The sequence below is a fragment of the Anaerolentibacter hominis genome (assembly GCF_032380675.1).
Lineage (GTDB): Bacteria > Bacillota > Clostridia > Lachnospirales > Lachnospiraceae > Anaerolentibacter > Anaerolentibacter hominis.
On the sequence record NZ_JAWDIX010000005.1, the window covers coordinates 148675 to 170330 of the forward strand.

At 46.8% G+C, this 21656-nt stretch carries 15 protein-coding genes; 13 read left to right on the top strand and 2 right to left on the bottom strand.

The features are described from left to right. The first annotated feature begins 57 nt into the window (after positions 1-57). Complete coding sequence (locus ABCW47_RS14095; RefSeq protein ID WP_343210579.1) at positions 58-2244, top strand: sodium-translocating pyrophosphatase; 2187 nt, start codon at positions 58-60, stop codon at positions 2242-2244. 153 nt (positions 2245-2397) lie between these two features. Further along, the gene (locus ABCW47_RS14100; protein ID WP_343210580.1) at positions 2398-3021 is read left to right on the top strand and encodes a class I SAM-dependent methyltransferase; all 624 of its coding nucleotides are present in this window, start codon (positions 2398-2400) and stop codon (positions 3019-3021) included. Positions 3022-3337: 316 nt separating this feature from the next. Here the strand turns inward: ABCW47_RS14100 and ABCW47_RS14105 are convergent, their stop codons facing one another. Continuing rightward, positions 3338-4435 (bottom strand): pyridoxal phosphate-dependent aminotransferase, encoded by a 1098-nt coding sequence (locus ABCW47_RS14105; protein ID WP_343210608.1) that lies wholly within the window; start codon positions 4433-4435, stop codon positions 3338-3340. A gap of 244 nt (positions 4436-4679) precedes the next feature. Here ABCW47_RS14105 and ABCW47_RS14110 point away from each other — a divergent pair, with 244 nt between their 5' ends. The 9 genes from ABCW47_RS14110 (at position 4680) to ABCW47_RS14150 (ending at position 17388) form a co-directional block, all read left to right on the top strand. Then, positions 4680-7739 (top strand): DUF5717 family protein, encoded by a 3060-nt coding sequence (locus ABCW47_RS14110; protein WP_343210581.1) that lies wholly within the window; start codon positions 4680-4682, stop codon positions 7737-7739. 145 nt (positions 7740-7884) lie between these two features. Beyond that, positions 7885-9153 carry a DUF5716 family protein gene (locus tag ABCW47_RS14115; RefSeq protein WP_343210582.1) on the top strand — a complete coding sequence of 423 codons (1269 nt, stop codon included), beginning with the start codon at positions 7885-7887 and terminating at the stop codon, positions 9151-9153. Then, entirely contained in the window at positions 9153-9869 is a 717-nt protein-coding gene (locus ABCW47_RS14120) for a hypothetical protein (protein ID WP_343210583.1), read from the top strand. Before ABCW47_RS14115 ends, ABCW47_RS14120 begins: the two co-directional genes overlap by 1 nt. A gap of 144 nt (positions 9870-10013) precedes the next feature. After that, positions 10014-10340, top strand: coding sequence for a four helix bundle protein (locus ABCW47_RS14125; RefSeq protein ID WP_343210584.1), 327 nt, complete (start codon positions 10014-10016; stop codon positions 10338-10340). A 457-nt stretch (positions 10341-10797) separates the two neighbouring features. Continuing rightward, entirely contained in the window at positions 10798-12384 is a 1587-nt protein-coding gene (locus ABCW47_RS14130) for a peptide chain release factor 3 (RefSeq protein ID WP_343210585.1), read from the top strand. A gap of 265 nt (positions 12385-12649) precedes the next feature. Next, positions 12650-13654 carry an ABC transporter ATP-binding protein gene (locus ABCW47_RS14135; RefSeq protein ID WP_343210586.1) on the top strand — a complete coding sequence of 335 codons (1005 nt, stop codon included), beginning with the start codon at positions 12650-12652 and terminating at the stop codon, positions 13652-13654. Then, positions 13655-14518, top strand: a complete 864-nt coding sequence (locus ABCW47_RS14140) for an ABC transporter permease subunit (RefSeq protein WP_343210587.1) — start codon at positions 13655-13657, stop codon at positions 14516-14518. Between the two features lie 15 nt (positions 14519-14533). Further along, positions 14534-16024 carry a Gldg family protein gene (locus tag ABCW47_RS14145; protein WP_343210588.1) on the top strand — a complete coding sequence of 497 codons (1491 nt, stop codon included), beginning with the start codon at positions 14534-14536 and terminating at the stop codon, positions 16022-16024. After that, positions 16024-17388, top strand: a complete 1365-nt coding sequence (locus tag ABCW47_RS14150; protein WP_343210589.1) for a DUF4340 domain-containing protein — start codon at positions 16024-16026, stop codon at positions 17386-17388. The genes ABCW47_RS14145 and ABCW47_RS14150 overlap by 1 nt, the downstream gene beginning before the upstream one ends. Before the next feature lie 75 nt (positions 17389-17463). Here the strand turns inward: ABCW47_RS14150 and ABCW47_RS14155 are convergent, their stop codons facing one another. Then, positions 17464-18714 carry an ROK family transcriptional regulator gene (locus ABCW47_RS14155; protein ID WP_343210590.1) on the bottom strand — a complete coding sequence of 417 codons (1251 nt, stop codon included), beginning with the start codon at positions 18712-18714 and terminating at the stop codon, positions 17464-17466. Positions 18715-19043: 329 nt separating this feature from the next. On the opposite strand from ABCW47_RS14155, the gene ABCW47_RS14160 reads away from it, so the two are divergent. Both ABCW47_RS14160 and ABCW47_RS14165 read left to right on the top strand, forming a co-directional pair. Then, positions 19044-20072: an ABC transporter substrate-binding protein gene (locus ABCW47_RS14160; protein WP_343210591.1), complete on the top strand. Its 1029-nt coding sequence runs from the start codon at positions 19044-19046 to the stop codon at positions 20070-20072. A 74-nt stretch (positions 20073-20146) separates the two neighbouring features. Next, positions 20147-21643, top strand: coding sequence for a sugar ABC transporter ATP-binding protein (locus ABCW47_RS14165; protein WP_343210592.1), 1497 nt, complete (start codon positions 20147-20149; stop codon positions 21641-21643). The last annotated feature ends 13 nt before the right edge of the window (positions 21644-21656 follow it).

Here is a 21656-nt window from a genome sequence, read left to right on the forward strand (position 1 = left end):
ACAAAGTTTAACCGGCATGGGGATAAATGCCGGACTATTTGGAGGGAGATGAACATTATGATTGCATTGCTGATCGTAGCAATAATTCTGGCTCTGTCGTTTGCCTGCTTTAATTATTTTGCCGTCAAAAAGAGAAAAGAAGGTACGGAAAAGATGGCGGAAGTGGCGGGAATCATTCACGAGGGGGCTCAAACCTTTGTGAGGAATGAGTACAGGATTATCGCTTTTGCCGTTGCAGGTATTACAGCTTTGCTGATGATACTGATCAGCTGGTATGCGGGTTGTGCATTCCTGATCGGGACCATCATGAGTGCACTTGCGGGCTATATTGGGATGAAGATCGCAACGATAGCCAATGTACGCGTTTCTAACGAGGCCAGGGAGACGAAGAAAATAGGGAGAACACTGAAGGTGGCATTTCAGGGCGGCAGCGTTATGGGCCTGTGCGTCGCCGGTTTTGCCCTTCTGGGGCTGCTGCTGGTGTATCTTATCTTCGGAATGGGACTGAATCAGCTGAGCCCGGAGATGCTTATGTTAAACAAGACGAACTGGCTGGGCATCAGTTTTATTCCATTTGCCATGAGCGTTACATCCTATGCCCTGGGCTGTTCCATTGTGGCTATGTTCAATCGTGTGGGCGGCGGTATTTATACCAAGGCTGCCGACATGGGGGCTGATCTGGTGGGAAAAACGGAAGTAGGTATCCCGGAGGATGATTACCGGAATCCGGCAACCATTGCAGATAATGTGGGCGACAATGTAGGCGACGTTGCCGGTCTGGGAAGTGATCTGCTGGAAAGCTTTGTAGGTGCTATTGTTTCCGGCGTTGTTTTCTGCGTTTATACGTTTATGTTTACCAGAAGCGGAGAGGCTGCGGGAGCCGCCCCTATCTCTGATGCGATGATATCAAAACTGGTTATCTATCCAGTTTACTTTGCGGCGGCCGGCCTGGTGGCATGTGTGCTGGGTATTGCATACGTAATCTTTAAAAAGCAGAGTGAAAATCCCCATAAGGAGTTAAATACGTCGCTGTTCATCAGCGCGTTTCTTACCATTGCCGGAGGCGGCATTATAACCTGGCTGGTGTTCAGGCAGATGTCTGCGGGCGATCTTAGTTCGATAGGCTTTCAATGCGGTTTTCTGTCACCCTGGTTCAGTGCGGTGGTAGGTATCGTGGCCGGAATTGTTATCGGACTTCTGGCGGAGTACTATACCAGCTATGACTATAAGTCCACAAGAGAGGTGGCCAATACGGCGAAAGAAGGGACTGCGCTGGTTGTTACCTCCGGTCTTGCCTTGGGCATGAAATCTGCTTTCTTCCCGGTACTGGTTCTGGCGGCGACTACGATTGCTGCAAATGCCCTGGCCGGACTGTACGGTGTGGCTATGGCGGCAGTAGGCATGCTTTCCTTTGTAGCGGCTACCGTTTCCGTGGATACCTATGGGCCGATTGCAGATAATGCGGGCGGAATCAGTGAGATGTGCGAACTGGATGAAGATGTCAGACACATTACGGACCAGCTGGATTCTGTAGGCAATACTACGGCTGCGGTAGGCAAGGGATTTGCTATTGGCTCTGCAGCCCTGGCGGCATTGTCGCTGCTGGCATCCTTTATTCATACCCAGGGAGCCGGGACGAACGCGCTCCAGCCGGAACTGAATATCGTCAACAGCCTGACTCTGGCGGGTGCCTTCGTGGGTGCGGTTTTGCCTTATCTGTTCTCCGGCATGCTGATCAAGGCTGTGGCAAAGAGTGCAGGCCATATGGTAGATGAAGTCAGAAGACAGTTTAAAGAGAAACCTGGAATTATGAAGGGAACGGTAAAACCGGACTATAACCGTTGTATCGAGATATCCAGCAAGGGAGCTCTTGCGGAAATGAAAATGCCGGTTGTAGTTTCAATTGCGACTCCCCTGGTCAGTGGATTCCTATTTGGAGCCGACTTTGTGGGCGGCGTCCTGATTGGTGCGACAATCTCAGCAATTATGCTGGCGCTCTTTACCGCAAATGCAGGCGGCGCCTGGGATAATGCGAAGAAATTCATTGAGTCTGGAAGCCTGAAAGGGGAAAAGAAGGGTGGGGAAGCCCACAGCGCAGCCGTTGTAGGTGATACCATTGGTGATCCGTTAAAAGATACGGTTGGTCCGTCCCTGGATATCCTGATTAAAATTATGGCAACAGTTTCTCTGATTGCGGTGTGTATTTTTGGAAAATATAATTTGTTATCCTGGCTGTTTAAGTAATCATAACAATAGTGGCTTGACATTAAAAACAGTAACCGCTATCATTATAATAGATATTCGGAAGGAAGATGCGCCGTTAGGCGCATTTTCCTTCTGTTAGTGAGTTCTATTTTTTATCTGCAGAAAAAATCAGAATCAGGAGAGAAAAGGGCAATGAGAGAAGAAGAACTGGTATTAAATGCTGCGAAACCCCAGGGAGAATGGGGCAAGAAAATGATTGATGCCATGAACCAGGATCACAATGAGGTGACGGAATGGGGCCTTACAAAGGTGGAATTCCGGCCGAATGATACTGTGCTGGATGTGGGGTGCGGCGGCGGAAATACGATTTCTAAGCTTGCAGCGATTGTCAGCGAAGGAACCATATATGGTGTGGATTATTCGGAATTATCGGTAGAAGAATCGAAGAAATTTAATGCCCGTTCTGTAGAAGAAGGCCGGGTGAAAATACAGTGGGGCAGCGTCTCGGAACTGCCGTTCCCGGATGATATGTTTGATGTGGTGACCGCTGTGGAAACCTATTATTTCTGGCCCGATCAGATCAATGACCTGGCTGAGATACGCAGAACCTTAAAACCGGGCGGGAAAATTCTTCTGATCTTTAATTCAATCAAAGATGAGGACAACTCAGAAGAATGGGAAACTTATGAGCGGATCGCCGGGTTTACCGTTCCAACAGACGAGTCCATGAAACGGGATCTGCTGGCCGCCGGTTACAGTAAGGCGGAGGCCATTATAAGCGATAAGAAGCAGATGTGTGTGATTGGGGAAAAATGAGAGTAATGAAGAAGGAAGAGTGAATAATGAAGAATGAATAACGGAAAGAGATCGTTAAGATGAAGGAAGAGTGAAGAGGGAATAATGAAGAGTGAATAAGGAAGGATGAATAACGGAAAGAGATCGTTAAGATGAAGGAAGAGTGAACAGGGAAGAATGAAGAGTGAATAATGAAGAATGAATAACGGAAAGAGATCGTTAAGATGAAGGAATAATGAATAAGGAATAGTGAAAAGAAGGCGGAGAAAGATGTATTCTTTCTCCGCTTTCAAAATTTGAAGAATTCCGTTCTTCATTCTTCTCTCTTCCCTTTTCATTATTTCAGTGCTCCCAGCACTACATCCAGCAGCTCGTCGTTCTTCTCCGGACTCATAAAGCAGAACCGGAAGTAATGACTGTCCAGAAACGGGAAGGTAGAACAGTCGCGGATCATCAGCCCTTTCCGGATAGCTGCTTCGAATAAGTCCATCGCTGTTATGTCGTCTCTGAGTATTCTCACCAGCACGAAGTTGGCTGATGGGGGATAGCATTTTATATTCGGGCAGGAATGAAGCCTTTCCAGGATACGGCAGCGCTCCTTGTGAATGAGTTCTTTGGTCTGGCGGATATAATCCTGATCGAAGAACATAATTTCCCCTGCCACAACGGCCAGACTGTTGATGGTCCAGGGATTTTTCCGGCGGTTGATTTCCCGGATCAGATCTTCGTTGCCGCAGATGGCATAACCGAGCCGGAGGCCGGGCGCTGCGAAGAATTTGGACACGCCTCTCAGAATCAAAATGTTATTATAGTAATTTGTCAGAGGTACAGAGGTGATTTCTGCCATATCTTCCGCAAATTCCACATATGTTTCATCCACCATGACAAAGATACCTTTGACTTTACAGATGTCCAGAACCTTACGCATCGTCGAGCGGGTGATACGCGAGGAGGTGGGATTATTGGGATTGCATATGATGAGCAGATCTACATCCGATGTTAATTCCTGCTTAAGGGCATCCAGATTCAATTCAAAGTTATCTTTTTCGTCCAGCGGGAAATAGTGGGAACGTCCGCCTTCCAGCGAGACCTCCCTTTCATATTCCGAATAGGTGGGGCCGATAATCAATGCCTTTTTCGGAGCGTTAATCTGAATGAAGAGGGAGATCAGTTCTGTAGAACCGTTTCCCACGATAACGCGTCCCGGGACTGTCCCGGCATAGCCCGCGATACAGTTTCGCAGGGAGGTATATTCCCTGTCCGGATATCCGGTAATCACGTCAATCCGTTCCGCCAGCGTTTTGCGGAGCGCGAAGGAAACACCCAGGGGATTCACATTTGCAGAAAAGCTGGTAATGTCCTCCTTTGGGATTCCATAGGTTTTCTCGATTAATTCTAAATCACTTCCATGAAAATGGTCTTTGTGTTCCATGATACTTAAACCTTCTTTCCGCTGCCGCCGGCAGACAAAGAGCTGACTATTATTTGTGTGCACGAGTCCTGGCACAGGTCTGCCAGATCCAATTTTTGTAAATAGACGGAGCATTCCTGTATTTATGACTTGCAGTTCGACCAATTGCCCGGCAAATCGACAGGAAATGTTGAAATACAGGCCGATTCAGTGCTATAATTATTATAAAGTTTTTTCTTGAAATTGCAAGCAGCACAAAGGAGCAGCCATGGAGAAAAAGATCAGGGGATACCGCAGAGGGATATTTGAATATGACCGGCCGAAGATACTGGTAAAACAAAACGGTGAACTGGTAGACTCGCTGAGCTTCCGTGTGCAGGCCGGACAGAAGTATAAAAGCAATTTCATTATCTATAATCAGGACGGAATAGAGATGAAGGGACTCCTGGAGCAGGAATCGGAGGATGCGCTCCTGTCCTTTCCCTATGACGGATTTCAGGGAATCAGCAATGTGATTTCCTTTTCTTTCGCCGCAGATCTGGACAGCCAGGTCGGAGAAAAAAAGGGTGTGATCCGGATTGTATCCAATTGTGGTATATTGAGCCTTCCGGTTTGCATCATGGTATGCAAGCCTTTTCTAAACTGGGAGGGCAGTGAAATCAGGACCCTTGAAGAATTTGCCGTGCTGGCGGAGGAAAATAACGCAAAGGCGGTTTCCATTTTTACATCTGATGAATTTGCCAGAGTCTTTTTTTACGATCATCCGGAGTACCGTCCCCTTTATGACGGCCTGATGAAGAATAAGATGAAGGGAAGGGCGATGGAGGAATTCCTGACCGCCCTGCATTTGAAGGAACCGCTTAAATTTGAAATAGAGAATAAGATTCTGCAGTACACAGATGTCCGGGACCCTTTTGAGGAGAGTATTACAATCAGCAGGAATACCTGGGGACTGGGGAGCCTGAGGGTTGAAGCGGAGGGGGATTTCCTCCGGTTAACACAGAATAAGATCAGGACGGAACATTTTTTCAGCAGCGAATATACCTTTAAATTCGTGATTGATCCTTGCAGGCTTTCGCCGGGGAGCCATACCGGCTGCCTCCGTTTTATTACAGCGGAAAAAATGATACGTGTGCCTGTGAATGTGCATATTACGGCTGATCAGGAAAAGATGCCGGAGAGAAGGATGCACCGGTATTTTGTTACCCTGGAGAAATTGTACTTGAGTTTCAGGATGGGCAGAATTGACCGGGAGGCCTATGTGGAGGGTCTCCGGTCCGTGATTTCTGAGATGAGTCGCTATCAGGAAGACGAGACGGTTGACCTGCTGGAGATCCATATGAACCAGGTGGCTGGAAGAACAACCTATGTTGAAAAGATGTTCTCCATCCTTGGTAAAAATGATGAAGTGCTGCAAAAGTACAAACCGCTGCACTATTGTGCCTACTTATATCTGAAAGCGGTATTTCTGCAGGATGAGGCGAATTCCGCGGAGGCCGCGGAGATTATCGACGGCTATTATCATTTTCAGCTGCCCCACCCTCTGCTTCTGTGGTTTTTGTTTCAGCTGGACTCCAAGTATACGGAGAAGCCGGAACTGAAGCTGCACGAGGTGCAGAAGATTTTCAAAGACGGATGTACCAGCCCGATGTTATACTGTGAAGCTGCCGAAACGCTGAATGAGAACCCATATTTGCTGATGAAACCGGATCGTTTTGAGCTGCAGGTAATAAACTGGGCTATGAAATATGAGTTTCTATCCAGGGATACGGCTATGCAGTATTGTTATATTGCCAGCCGTACCAAGACATTTAATAAGCGTCTTCTCTCTAACCTGATGAAACTTTATGAGAGATATGAGGAACCGGATATCCTGACTTCTATCTGTACGATGCTGATCTGGGGCAATCGGGCAGAAGGAAAATATTTTCGCTGGTTTGACCTGGCGGTAGAACAGGGACTGAAAATCAACGGACTGTACGAATTCTATATGAATACGGTGAGCGAAGACCGGAAAATTCCCTATGACGCGTCCGTGTATTCTTATTTTGCCTATGACTGCCGGCTGTCAGACCGGAAGAAGGCCTGCCTGTATGACAATATTATTCAGAACCGGGCGCTGCTGCCGGCTACTTATGACGATTATAAAAAGCAGATTACGGTCTTTACGAAGACACAGTTTGATAAAAAAGTGATGCATGAGAAGATGCCTCTGCTCTATGAACTGCTGTATGAGGAAAATATGGGAAACCGGCGGATTGTCAATCAGCTGGCTCAGATGCAGCGCAGGGTAGAAATAACCTGTAAAAGCAGAAAGTTCAGGGACGTCATAACGGTTTCTCCGGCTTCCGAAAATGCGGTATCGCTGATTAAGGGAGAGGCCTGGATACAAAATGAAAAAGATACTTACATTTTGCTGGAAAATGAAAATGGCGAGCGGTTTGCAGACCCGTCTCTGTATCAGCTTCAACAGGTACTGAACATTAAGAAGCTGGCTGTAGAAACAGAGGAAGAAGGGGAGCAGTTCACCTTGAATCTGCCCCGAAGAGCGGCGGCGGTTAAAAAGGAACTGACAGCGGAGGACAGAATCGTCCGGGCACTGTTTACCGAGGAAGGAATCGATGAAATAGTCCCTCTCTTTCTGCGGTATCACAGCGGCAAGCCAGATCCGAAGCTGGTAAAATCATTCCTTTGCTATTACAGCTTCCGGTATCTCTACTACGACCGGGGAGAAAGCAAGGAACTGTTCGAAATGATCAAGGATACCCTGCTTTACGAAGAAAATGAGATCGGTAAGCTGGCGGTGATTAAGTGGTTCGGCAGACAGAACATACTCCCGATTGAGGATGCCAGGACCGTGGGTAAATGGATTGAAGAGTTTGTTGATCAGGGAATCATTTTTCCGTTTTTCAAGGATTTAAAGGGCAGGGTGGAAATTCCTGCGTCGATCTGTCAGAAATATTATGTGGAGTACCATGCGAACCCCAGAAAACATGTGATGATTTATTACAGGATCGGGGATCAGGAGGAATTTACAGAAGAAGAAATTCCTCATATGTATAAAGGTATCTTCATTAAAGAGTTTGTGCTGTTTCAGGATGAAGTTCTTTCCTATTATATTCTGGAGGAGGGGCGGGAGCCTGAGGACAGGGAAGTATGGCAGCTGATTCCCGACAGTTACGAGGAAGACGCGGAACTGAGCCTGTACCATGCATTAAATCGCCTTACATGGGCAAGAGAACATACCGGAGAAGGGCAGGTGCGGGTACTTATGAAGGAATACAGCGCTATGTGCCGGCTGCTCCGGGAGAAATTCAAATTGCTGTAGCGGATGGAAACAGAACTGCCGAGGGTTAAAACCCGGCGGCGGGTGTGAAAGAAGTGAAAGAGAAAGGAAATCGGCGCTGCCCTTTCTTTCCACCTGGAGAATGGGGCGGTATCGCGGGGAGACCTGCGTTTCGTTGGGTATGGATATGAGCGAATTGAGAACTCTTCTGGTGGGACTGGATCTGGATTATCACTGCTCCCAGCTTTGTTATTACAATCGAAAAACAAATGAGCCGGAATCAATCGGGCCGGATGATGAGCTGCTTATACCTACCGCAGTAGGAGTGAAGGAGCAGACAAAAGAGTGGCTTTACGGCCAGGCAGCGCTTACCTGCCAGGAGGAAGAAGAGGGGATCGCTGTCACCGATATGCTAAAAAAGGCGCTGTCGGAGGAAGATACCCTGATCTATGACGTGGCATTTAAGCCGGAAGAACTGATGGAGAAATACCTGCGCCGCCTGCTTCTGCTGTTAAAGCAGCGTTTTCCGGAAGAGTATATTGAGAAGCTTGTTGTCACGATTCCGGAATTAAAGCTTCCTCTTGTACGGTGTGTGACCAGAGCGCTGGCTAAGATGGGACTGCTCAAAGACAGGGTTACAATCAGCAGCCACGGGCAGAGCTTTCAGTATTATGCCCTTCATCAGAAACGAGAATTATGGTCCGGTAACGTGGCCATGTTTGAATATAAGGAAGAAGGACTGCTTTATTATCAGACCAGTATAAACCGAAAGAGGAGGCCGATTCTGGCTGCTCTGGAGACAGCCGACTATTCCAGGCAGATTCCCTTCAGCCTGCGGCTTGAGAAAAATAAAATTTCTTATGCGTTCCCCAATCTTGCGGAGCAGGCTATGTACCGGCAGATGATCAGCACGGTATACGCGGTGGGCAGCGGATTTGAGGGAGAGTGGGCAGCGGATTGTCTGACGAAGCTCTGCGTGGGCAGAAGAGTATTTCTGGGGCAGAATTTATTTGCGGCCGGGGCCTGTTACTATGCCCTGGATCTGGAAAATGGAACCGGTTCGGATGATATCCTGTATCTGACAGAGGATATGACCGTGAATGAAATCCTGTGTTCTGTATTCTATAAAGGGAAAAATGAAGAAGTCATTCTCTGCGACGCAGGCGTGAACTGGTTTGAGGTGGAGAAAGAGTACTGTGTGATTCTGGATGACGTGGAGTCTGTAGAATTTATCCTGAATAACATACTCACCGGAGAGCGCAGAACAGTCGCAATACCCCTTCCCGGACTGGAAAAAAGGCCCCGGAAAATGACAAGGGTACAGATCAAACTTACTTACTCGGAAAAAGATGAACTTGCGATTCTGATTGAAGACCAGGGCTTCGGGGAATTTTACCCGGCAACCGAGCAGATGTGGACAGAGGTAATACGGATCAGAGGAAAGGAGGGAGCCTGATGGGCAAAGTAATTCTGTGCAGCGGTCCAATCGCAAAGCAGCCATATTTTTTCAAGCCGATCAACCGGAATGTCTATACGCTGGAAGAGCTTTGCTACGGTATTTATCAGAATATTTATGTGATGGAGGCAGACTCCTTCGACGAGACCTTGTTTTCCTGGCTGGAACGGGAATTGAAGGAAGATAAGCTGGCAGCCAGGCTGCGTCACCAGAAGGATCAGAAGGAAAAAGAAAACCTTCTGGAGGAACTGGTCGGTACAATTCTCGGCGCCTGTGATTATTACACGGAAAATGAAGTGAAGAATACGGTCTATCTCATGCAGAAGATGGAAGACTATACCCCCATGGAAAAACGGAAAATGAAAGGGGATAACTATCTGTCGCATGGAAAATATACGCTGGCGGCCATGGAATATGAAAATATATTAAAAGGTGAGGAGGCTGCCTCCCTGCGTCTGAAAGAATATGGAAACCTGAAACACAATCTGGCGGTGGCTCATCTCTATACCGGCAGCTTTCATCAGGCTGCGAAAGAATTCCAGGAAGCCTATCAGAACAACGAAGATCCGGTCTCCCTGGGCGCTTATCAGGAAGCGGTAAAACTTGCGGATAACGTGCTCCCGGACTATATTAAAAACCAGGAGCCCTCCTATGAGAATATCGACGAGACAATCGCAAAGTGGAAAGAAGAATATAGGAAGGCAGCGGGAAGGTAGAGAGATAAGGAAGAATGAATAATGAAGAGTGAAGAACGGAAGGGCAGCGATTAGGGAAGAATGAAGAACGGAAGGGCAAGGAAAAGTGAATAGTGAATAGTGAAGAACGGAAAGGAAGAATTTAAATTGTAATGTTCTCTATAAATGGAGGTGATTGAGAGGGCTGGAAGAGATTACCTTAGTGAAAAATCACTTGCTTTTGCGGAGCAGGTGATTGATTTATACAGGTTTTTGATTGATAAGAAGGAATTTGTTTTATCGAAACAGTTTCTTAGAAGTGGTACGAGTATTGGTGCTAATATTTATGAAGCCAAGTACGCCATAAGCAGAGCAGATTTTATTAGTAAGATGCATATTGCTTTAAAGGAAGCATCTGAGACAGAATACTGGCTTATTTTATTAGAAAAAGCAGAAATATCTGAAAGAATACGATCAGTATCATCAACTCAAGAATTCATGTCTGGAACTTAAAAGGCTGTTAATTGCATCTATCAAAACAGCAAAATCCAATAAAGAAGAAAAGAGTAACATTAATATATAAGTAATAGCCCTGATTCGTTCTTCATTCTTCGCTCTTCATTATTCCTTTGTCTTATTTCTTGCAATTCCCAGCACTTTATAATAAAATCAAAACGGTGCCCTTTTTTCATGATATAGGCAGCTGTGCTTCCTATATCATTGAAACGCTCCGCGGGATGCGCACTCGCGTGATATGAGAATGTCAGCTAAGCTGACCACGCTCGGCGCGCAAAGTGTGCAAACTTCTCATGAGTGAAATGCGGAGTTGTTGAGGGTTTGCCCACTTTGTTGCTAAAAAAGGGAAATACTTGAATATAGAAGAAAAACACTCGCGAAGCGACTTTCACTCTGCGCAGCAGATTTTCACTCGTCGCAGACGATTTTTGACTCATATCTAGGAGGACTTATTTTGGGGAATTTAAAGGAAGAAATAAAGAGAAGACGGACATTTGCAATTATCTCTCATCCGGATGCAGGTAAGACGACTCTGACCGAGAAGTTTTTGCTTTACGGCGGCGCTATTAATCTGGCCGGTTCGGTGAAAGGCAGGAAGGCCGCCAGACATGCGGTTTCGGACTGGATGGAGATAGAGAAGGAGAGGGGGATTTCGGTTACTTCTTCTGTTTTGCAGTTTAACTATAAAGATTATTGTATTAATATCCTGGATACGCCGGGGCATCAGGATTTCTCCGAGGATACGTACCGTACCCTGATGGCGGCAGACTCCGCTGTGATGGTGATCGACGGATCGAAGGGCGTTGAGGCGCAGACGATTAAGCTGTTTAAAGTCTGTGTGATGCGGCACATTCCGATTTTTACGTTTATTAATAAGATGGATCGGGAAGCGAACGACCCATTTGAGCTGGTGGATGAGATCGAAGAGATTTTAGGCATTAAGACATGCCCGATTAACTGGCCGATCGGTTCCGGCAAGAGCTTTAAGGGTGTTTATGACCGGCAGACAAAGAAGATTACCCGTTTTCTGGCCGCCAATAACGGACAGAAGGAAATTGAGGCGATTGAGGCGGAGCTGGGTGATCCGGGACTTGATGAGCTGATTACGGGAGAGCTGCATGCGAAGCTGGCGGAGGAAATTGAATTGCTGGATGGAGCCAGTGAGGAGTTTGATCTGGAACAGGTGCAGCGGGGAAAGCTGTCTCCGGTATTTTTTGGATCGGCTCTGACCAATTTCGGCGTGGAGACATTTTTAAATCATTTTCTGGATATGACGACGACTCCTCTGCCCAGATTGTCAAAGGAAGGCCTGGTAGATCCGTTCCAGGAGGATTTTACCGCGTTTGTATTTAAGATTCAGGCGAATATGAATAAAGCCCACCGGGACAGGATTACGTTTATGAGAATTTGTTCCGGCAAGTTTGAGGCGGGCATGGAAGTGCAGCATGTGCAGGGAGGCAAAAAGATCCGTCTGTCCCAGCCCCAGCAGATGATGGCCCAGGAGCGCAAGCACGTGGAAGAGGCTTATGCGGGGGATATTATCGGAGTGTTTGATCCAGGTATTTTCTCTATCGGGGATACGATCTGTACCGGAAAGACCATAGAGTTTGAAGGGATTCCTACGTTCGCGCCGGAGCATTTTGCAAGGGTGCGTCAGATGGATACCATGAAGCGGAAGCAGTTTATCAAGGGAATTAACCAGATTGCCCAGGAAGGTGCGATTCAGATTTTCCAGGAGTTTAATACTGGGATGGAAGAGATCATCGTGGGAGTTGTGGGTGTCCTGCAATTTGATGTGCTCAAATACCGGCTGGAATCCGAATATAATGTGGAGATCCGACTGGACCCGCTGCCCTATGAGCATATCCGCTGGATTGAGAATAAAGAAATTGACGTGGACAGTCTGAGTGTGACGACGGATACGAAGAAGATAAGAGATCTGAAAGGAAATCCGCTGTTGATATTTGTGCATCCCTGGAGTATCAGGACGGTGCTGGAGCGGAACGAGGGGCTTGAGCTTTCCGAGTTCGGCCGCAATTAGGCGGTTTTTCGGTACCGATGCTGCATCAGCGCACAAAAGAGTATAGCAGAAGTTAAGCGTTCACAAATTTTTCGCAAATATGCTTTATTATGTTGCTAGTATAGAATTGGTTCAGGTGCCGGTACGATGCGGAGCGGGTATCTGACAGCGAATAAAGAAATGAAGGATTTGTGCCGAAGCGTCACAAATTCCTTGCCAGAAAGACGGTGCGCAGAGCGTGCCGGTGTTTGTAAGCGGCGTAAACGCTTCGGAATGGAGGATAACAATGATTCAAGTTGAGAATTTGGTGAAGCAGTACGGAGATCATTATGCAGTGGACCATCTGAGCTTTACCGTAGAGAAGGGACAGATTCTCGGCTTTCTGGGACCGAACGGAGCCGGTAAATCCACGACAATGAATATTATTACCGGCTATATATCGGCGACAGAAGGAACGGTTACGATAGATGGGCACAATATTCTGGACGAGCCGGAGGAAGCAAAGAAAAATATCGGGTATCTGCCGGAAATACCGCCTCTTTATGTGGATATGACGGTGAAGGAATACCTGTTGTTTGTGGCGGACTTAAAGCGCGTGCCGAAGGCCGAGAAAAACAGAAGCGTGGCGGAGGCGATGGAGCTGACCAAGATTACCAGCTACCAGAACCGTCTGATCAAGCATCTGTCCAAGGGGTACCGGCAGCGTACGGGGATAGCCGGAGCCATGATAGGCAATCCGGAGATCATTATTTTGGATGAGCCCACGGTTGGCCTTGACCCAAATCAGATTATTGAAGTCAGGGATCTGATTAAAAACTTAAGTAAAAACCATACAGTTATATTGAGCTCTCATATTATGCAGGAAATAAGCGCGGTGTGCGACATGGTTATGATTATTAATCAGGGCAAGTTAATCGCCAGGGATACACCGAAGAATCTGGCGAGACATTTGTCCGGGACGAACAGCCTGGATGTTTCCGTGAAAGCGGATGAGGAGACGGTAAGAAACATTCTGGCTTCCATCGCGGAGATTGTCAGCGTGGAGACGGAGCCCGATGAGGAAGAGGGCCTGCTGTATGTCCATATTTACGCCCAGGAAGATACGGATGTGAGGGAAAAGGTATTTTATGCCTTTGCCGGCGCGAATGTTCCGATTTACGGGATGAATCTTCGGGAAATGTCTCTGGAGGATGTCTTCATTAAGCTGACCACTTCCATGGATGGAGCAGAAGCAAAAAATCTGAAAGATCCGGAAGAGTCCGGAAATGAACCGGAAAAGGAGGAAGCATAAATGTGGGCGGTCTATAAAAAGGAACTTCGGTCTTATTTTACTTCTATGATCGGCGTAGTATTTATTGCACTCTTTCTGATCGTTGTGGGTATTTACTTTGTGTCCTACAACCTGAGGGCCGGCTATGCCAATTTCGACTATGTTCTGCAGTCGGTGGCATTTCTGTTTATTATATTAATTCCTACTGTTACGATGCGTATGATTGCGGAAGAAACCAGATCCAAGACAGATCAGCTGTTATATACTTCTCCTATTACCATCGAGAAGATTATCACCGGTAAATTTTTCGCCGTTTATACTCTGTACTTAATTGTTATCGGTGTGATTTGCCTGTATCCGATTATACTGAGCCAGTTCGGCAATGTGGACTTCCCGCTGGCCTATGCGAATATTTTTGGTTTTGCTTTGCTTGGCGGCGCCTATCTGGCAATCGGAATGTTTATTTCGTCCACAACGGAAAGCCAGGTGATTGCGGCGGTTGTTTCGTTCCTGGTTTTTCTTGTAACTTATCTGATCCAGTTTATTATCGGCATGATCCCGGCAGGCAATTTTGCCGGATGGCTGATTATGAGCGGTCTTCTGATCCTGATAGCGATTATCAGTTATCTGCTGATGAAGAACATCAATGTGTCTATTATTATCGCCGGTGTGGGCGAGGTGATTCTGACCGCTTTGTATTTATTTAAACCAAGCTTTTATGACGGCCTGGTTGTAAAGCTCTTAAACTGGTTTTCTCTGCTGGAGCGCTACAGTGAGTTTGGTCTTGGAATTTTGAATCTGGCATCTGTCGTTTACTATATTAGTCTTATGTTCGTCTTCTGGTTCCTGACGGTTCAGACCATCAAGAAGAGAAGATGGAATTAGGAGGGAGGAGAGAGTATGGCGTTATCTGAGAAAAAAGGCTCCGGGAACCAGAAGGACCGGGAGCAGATTGAAGCACCAAATACCAAAGCAACTTCTTCCGGACAGTATAATGTAAAGAGCCGGAATTTCCGTTCCGGTGCCTACAGTACCATTATGATGGCTGCGGTGATCGTTATTGTACTCATTGTAAATCTGGCGGTGGGCAAACTGGATTTGAAGCTGGATGTCAGTGCCAATTCCATCTTTACTCTGACCGATGCCACAAAAGAGGTGGCGAAGGGAATTACAGACGATATCACGATCTATTATATCGCCCAGGAGGGAATGGAAGCGGATACAATTAAGAAGATCGTGGACAAGTACAATTCCCTGTCCAGTAAAATCAAAGTAGTACAGAAAGACCCGGTTCTGTATCCTAATTTCGCGTCAGATTACACCGACGCAGAAGTAAAATCCGACAGTGTTATCGTGGTTAATGAAAACACGGGAGCATATAAATATGTGGACTATGATGATATGCTGACCTACAAAAATACCACCGTGGATGTTGAAGTAAACGGTGTGGATGTAGAAGGACAGATCACGGCGGCGCTGCAGAGGGTTACGGCGACCAATGTTCCTAAAATGTACTATGTGGGAGGCCATGGAGAGACAGCTCTGGGCGAGTCCATCAAGGCAACATTATCCAAACAGAATATTGAACTGGCAAACCTGAATATGTTTGTGGATTCCACGATACCGGAGGACTGCGACATTCTGCTCTTTAATGGTATCTCCTATGATATATCCAAGGATGAGGCGGACCGGATCAAAGAGTATATGGAAAATGGCGGAAATGTGATTTTCCTGCTTCAGTATACAACAGAGGAAACGCCGAATCTGGACAGCCTGTTAGAATATTATGGCATGCGAATTGAACCGGGCGTCATTATTGAGGACCCGGAATACTATCAGGGCTCCTATCCGACTTATCTGCTACCGAAGGTAGGGTTCCATGAGTCGATTGCCAAGGTGTTTTCCGACGGACAGACGATGATCGTTCCGTTCTCGGAAGGACTGCAGGAGCTTGATACGGTGCGCTCTTCTGTATCCTTAAAGACATTGCTTTACACGTCGGACAAAGCATATTTAAAGAAGAATACAAAATCTGAGACGACTGCCAAAGAAGAGGGCGATGTGGACGGCCCGTTCAAGCTGTCCTTTATCGCGGAAGAAACCGTGGATGGGAAGACAGGGAAAATGTGGGTGATGTCCACCAGCTATTTCCTCTCTGATACCATTCTGGCAGGCGGGCAGTATGGCAATGCAGAATTTACAACCAGTATCATTTCCTATATGACGGGAGGCAGCGCAGGTCTTTCTATCCCGGTCAGAACTCTGGAACAGCAGTATGTTGTCACAACCGGCAACCAGGTAACGGCCTGGGCAATTATTGTGGTAGGTGTGATTCCGCTGATCTTTATTGCTTCTGGTCTGGTGATCTGGATTAAAAGGAGGAGAAGATAATGGCAACCTTAAAGCAAAAGAGAAAGAGAAATCTGGTTCTTCTGCTGGTTGTTCTGGTAGCGGTGGTTGGCATCTATATCGGAGCTTCTGTGTTTAAAGCAAAGAAAGAGGAGTCCGCGAAAGGAATTATTTTAGCCCGGATTGCTCCGGAAGATATAGAGCAGATAACTTACCGGCGGACCGGGGAAGATCCGGTTGAGCTCAAGAAAGAGCAGGATGTGTGGGTGAATAAGAATACCCCGGACGCTGTTCTGGAGCAAAAGAAGGTTACAGAGATTTTAAATGGACTAACGGAGGTCATTGCCAAGAAGAAGGTGGAGGATGCCGACATCAGCCAGTTCGGGCTGGCAGATCCGAGACTGGTTCTGGAGGTGACATTAAAGAAGGGCAAGACGGTCCGGATCAATTATGGGGATGAGAATCCCGCGGATCTGGGCTGCTATGGGACGTTCGGCGACGATGATACACTTTATCTGATGGACAAAGGCTTGTATGAGAGTGTCAACCGCTCCCCGGGACAGCTGACCACAGTGGAAACACTGCCTCAGTTTGACGAGGATAATGTGACTGCCCTGTCCTGGCACCAGAAGGGGGACATTGTCCTGGAACTGGAAAAGAATGATTCCGCGGATCAGCTTTTTAATATGTGGAGTATCGAGGCGCCTTACGCCGGTACTGTCTATGCGGATACGCTGAAACTAGGACTGTTTTTCGGACGGCTCAACAAAATTGTCTTTTCCGAGTGCGTCGCCTACGACTGCAAGGATTTTTCCAAGTACGGATTTGACGATCCGGAACTGGTTTTGACGCTGGATTATATGGAGAACGGAGAAAAGAAATCCTTTACGATAGAATTCGGTGGGGAGGATGAGAACCACTATTATTATGTGAAGACCAGTCTTTCCAACAATGTGAATACCTTTAACGATACCGATGCCAGCGCCTTTTTGAAGATGGACCCGTATACTTATGTAAGCAAGGCGCTCTACGGGGGAAATCTGGCAGGTGTATCCGGCTACAGACTGGATTACAATGGAAAAACCTATGACCTGAAAGCTGAGATTAAGGACGATGACGAGGCAGACTACTATTTAAACGGTAAGAAAATTTCTCTGGAGAAGTTTGATTCTGTCCGCAATCAGGTACTGAATCTGAAAATTGACAGCGAAATGAAAAAGAAGGTTGAGGACGAAGATCCTATTTTGCATATTACGATTGTCCTCGATGGGGGCGCACAGATGAACTGGAGTTTTCTTCCTTATGATGATCACAGCTTCTATACCCTTGAGATAGACGGTAACCGGAGTTTTGTAGTTACAAAGAAGAGTATCGACAGTATTATAAAAGCGCTGCAGGAACTGTAAGTAAACATAACAGAATATGACGTATTTAAAAAGCAGAAGCACCGGGAAACAACAGTTTTCCGGTGCTTCTGCTTTTTATTCTGCTTTTCGGTTAATCATATAACGGGTAGGATTTAACAGCACATTGTGAATAGCTGTTGTAGCGGCTCCCAATAGTACAAGATCATATTGCGGGTCCAAAAGCACTATCTCTGGTTTCTGAAAGAAAATAGACAGCCGTTCGTTAATAACGCTGTGGATGCTGTCTAATAGCAGATTTCCTCCCGCCGCCATGATATCGCTGATGACAATAATGTCAGGACAAAATTCTGTTATGAAGCTGCACAAGCCATACCCCAGATATCTGCCCATATCAGTGATCAGGCCGGAAGCCAGAGGGTCATGGCCGTGAACCGCCTGAAAAAACTGGTCCGGCGTAACTTCGTTGTACTGGGCGAGGACGCTGCCGGGGAAGCGGCATAGCTGCTCTTTGATCTGGCGCTGTATTGCCTCGAAACAGCAGTACTCCGACAGGCAGCCGCGATTGCCGCAGGGACAGAGCCGTCCGTTATAATCTACAGAGATATGCCCGAATTCCGTTTTTCTTGATCCGAAATTTGTGAGAGTATGACCATTGGAAATGATGCCGCCTCCAAGACCCTCGCTGGCCAATATATGCAGAAGTACCTTCTGGGGATCGCAGCCCAGATGAAACCACCAATATGCCATTGCCCCGGCGTTCGCGTCATGTTCAAAAAAGACGGGCAGTTCCAGACGCTCCATGATGCGTTCACAGATGGGTATGGTGATTATTTCATGGCTTCCCGGAGTCCTGTTGTTGAGGATCACCCCGTCCCGGGGGTCAAAAGGACCGGGGAGGGAGAAGCCTGCGGCCAGTATGGTCGGATATTTTTTCAGCAGCGCGTGTACATGCTGGTCGATCAGATCCACTACATAATCCATCAGATGCAGATGGAAGCGTTCCTCTAAGGGAAACGACAGCGTTTCCTCCGCAGCATTTCCCAAAAAATCATAAACACATATCTTCAGACAGCTCCAGGATAACTTTACACCGATAACATGATATCTGGAATAAGAGAGAGAGAGGCCGATGGAACGCCTGCCTTTTTGTCCCGCGGAAAATCCAGTCTCCTTTACAACTCCATTTTCGATTAAGGTTTTGATTATTTTTGTAATGGAAGCCTGTTTCAGGCCGGTATACTTAGCCAGCTCCGCCCGGGAACACCCTTCATTCTGCAGCAGGTAGCGGAGAATAAGGGCACGGTTAAGATCCAGCATATCACCCATATTCTTTCCCGAACTTTGTTCTTGTGACGTAACATTCATATTAATCTCCATTTCTGGTAAAAAATTCTATCATTCTGGTCAATTCATTAACTGCGTTAATTATATTCTAATGTAAACACATATATCTGTCAAGAAACACTTCGGTCCCCTGATAATTGTCTATAAATTATGCAATATGTACAGAAATTTATAAAATAATTGTTAATCATAACAAAAAAATAAATTAATATTGACGAATATAAAAAATGATGAAATAATAGGATTAATCAATTAATCAGGTTAATAGATGAAGACGATTAACAAATGCACAAAATGGCTGGCGGCCGCAGCCTTTTTCGTGAGAGTGAGAAGAAATAAGGAGGTTGTACATGAAAAAGAAGTTATTTGCCCTGTTTATGGCAGTATGTATGGTTTTGACAGCTGTGGGCTGCAGTTCTCAGGATACGGAACCGGTTCAGACAGATAATCCAGGAGGACAGAACGATGAAAATGCACAGAACGAGGGAGAGGATAAAGCGGATTACAGAATTGTTTTCGTGCCAAAGGGAGTCGCTGATTTCTGGACTATTGTATCTGGAGGGTTTGAGCAGGCTGCAAAGGAAGCGGACATTAATTATGAAGTGATATATCCCTCTCAGGAGGAAGCTTCGGTTCAGGTTGATACTCTTTATGACGTAATTAACTCAAAACCGGACGCAATCGTACTTTCGCCGATTGATCAGGATGCATTGATTGCTCCGTGCCAGGAAGCGAAGGCCCAGGGGATACCGGTTATTCTGGTGGATACTCTGATTTCCTCCGAGGATTACGTAACCGCCTTTGCGACAGATAATGAAGTGGCGGGAGCAAAGACAGCCGATACACTGGCTGAATTGATCGGTAAGAAAGGCAAAGTACATATCTTTGCGGGCGGTCCGTCCAGTACCAGCAACACGGCCAGGGCAAAGGGATTTACAGAGCGGATGGAGGAAGCCTATCCGGATGTTGAGGTTCTTGGAATTCTCTATTCTGAGTCAGATATGTCTTTATGTACTTCTCAGGTGATTGATATCGTCCAGTCCAACCCGGATTTAAAAGGCATCTTTGCCATAGACGAGGTACGCAGTGCCGGATGCGCCAATGCTTTGGTTCAGCTGGATCGAAGTGATATCAAGCTGTGCGGATTCGACGCGAACAATGATACTGTTGCCCTGATGGAAGATGGGATCATCCAGTCACTTACCGTTCAGCAGCCCTATCAGATGGGCTATCTGGGATTTGGAGCGGCGTTGAAAGCAATACAGGGAGAGGAATTGGAGCGGACGACAAATGATACCGGTTCCACGGTAGTGCTTAGAGAAAAGATGCAGGAAGAAGAAATGCAGAAGCTGCTCTTCCCCCTGGACTATATTGAATAGCCGGTTTAACAGGATAGTATATCCGGAAATGCCGGATTGGAGGCATTTCCGGATTTGAGAAAAGGGGGAACCATATGGCGGAATTATTGGAGATGAGAAATATTACCAAGCGGTTTCCAGGAGTGGTAGCATTAAAGAACCTGTCCTTTGATCTGCGAAGAGGTGAGGTGCATGCCCTGGTAGGGGAAAACGGAGCCGGAAAATCGACGCTGATCAAAACATTATACGGCGTTTATCAGCCAGATGAGGGGAGTATTCTGCTGGACGGGAAGGAAGTTAAAATCACAGGAGCGCTGGATGCGATCGGGCACAAGATCGGCGTAGTGTTCCAGGAATTGAACGTGTGCCCCCACCTGGATGTGGCTAATAATATTTTTCTGGGACGGATTCGGAACAAAAAAGGGATTATAGATGATAAATGGACGGTAAAGGAGGCGGAGAAAGTCCTCAGGGACGTTATTAAGATGGACATCGCGCCCACCACACTAGTTAAAAATCTGTCCATCGCAGAACGGCAGATGATTGAAATTGCCAAGGTGGTATCTTCCGGGTGCGAGATTATTGTCTTTGATGAACCTACTTCCTCCCTGACCGACAATGAGATTGAACATCTTTTCGAAATTATCAGGGATTTGAAAGAGCGGGGAGCAGGAATTATTTACATCTCCCACCGGCTGGAAGAACTGAAGCAGATTGCAGACCGGGTTACTGTGCTCCGGGACGGAGGACATATTAAAACCATGGACTATAAAGATACCAGCAATGACGAGATCATCAAGCTCATGGTTGGCCGGGACATGGCAAATATTTGTCCGGTGTACAGCCGGAAGATAGGGGATGTAATATTCGAGGCAAACCAGGTCAGATATAAGTCCAAACTGAATGTGGAGCATATTGAGCTGAGGGCGGGAGAGATTCTCGGGATTTCCGGACTTGTGGGAGCCGGGCGCTCGGAGGCCATGAAGGCAATATTTGGAGCTTATCCCGTAGATCACAAAGAGATTTTCATGAATGGAAAAGAGGTACTTTTCCGGACGCCTGCGGAGGCAATCAAAAATGGATTTGTCTATATGACCGAAGACCGGAAAAAGGATGGCCTGGCATTGGGCCTGTCGGTGGAGGACAACATCAGCCTGGCATCCCTTAAAGAACTCTCCAGGTACGGCATCATGAAAGACAGGGCAGTCAGAAAAAAAGCGGAGGAATTCTGCGGGAAGCTGGCTGTAAAAACACCCGGCATGAAGCAGAAGGTGCAGTATTTAAGCGGCGGGAACCAGCAGAAAGTAATTCTTGCCAAATGGCTTCTGCGGGGAGCGAAAGTTCTTGTTTTCGACGAACCTACCCGGGGAATTGATGTGGGAGCGAAATATGAGATTTATAAGCTGATGAATCAGCTCTCCGATGAAGGGATCGGCATTATTATGATTTCCTCTGAGCTTCCGGAGATCCTTGGTATGAGCGACCGGGTGCTGGTGTTTCGGGACGGCAGGGTTGCTGCTGAACTGAACAAAACGGAAATCAGTTCAGAGCGGATTATGGCTTATGCAACGGGAAGCGAAGATATGGATTAATAGAAAAGGGCTG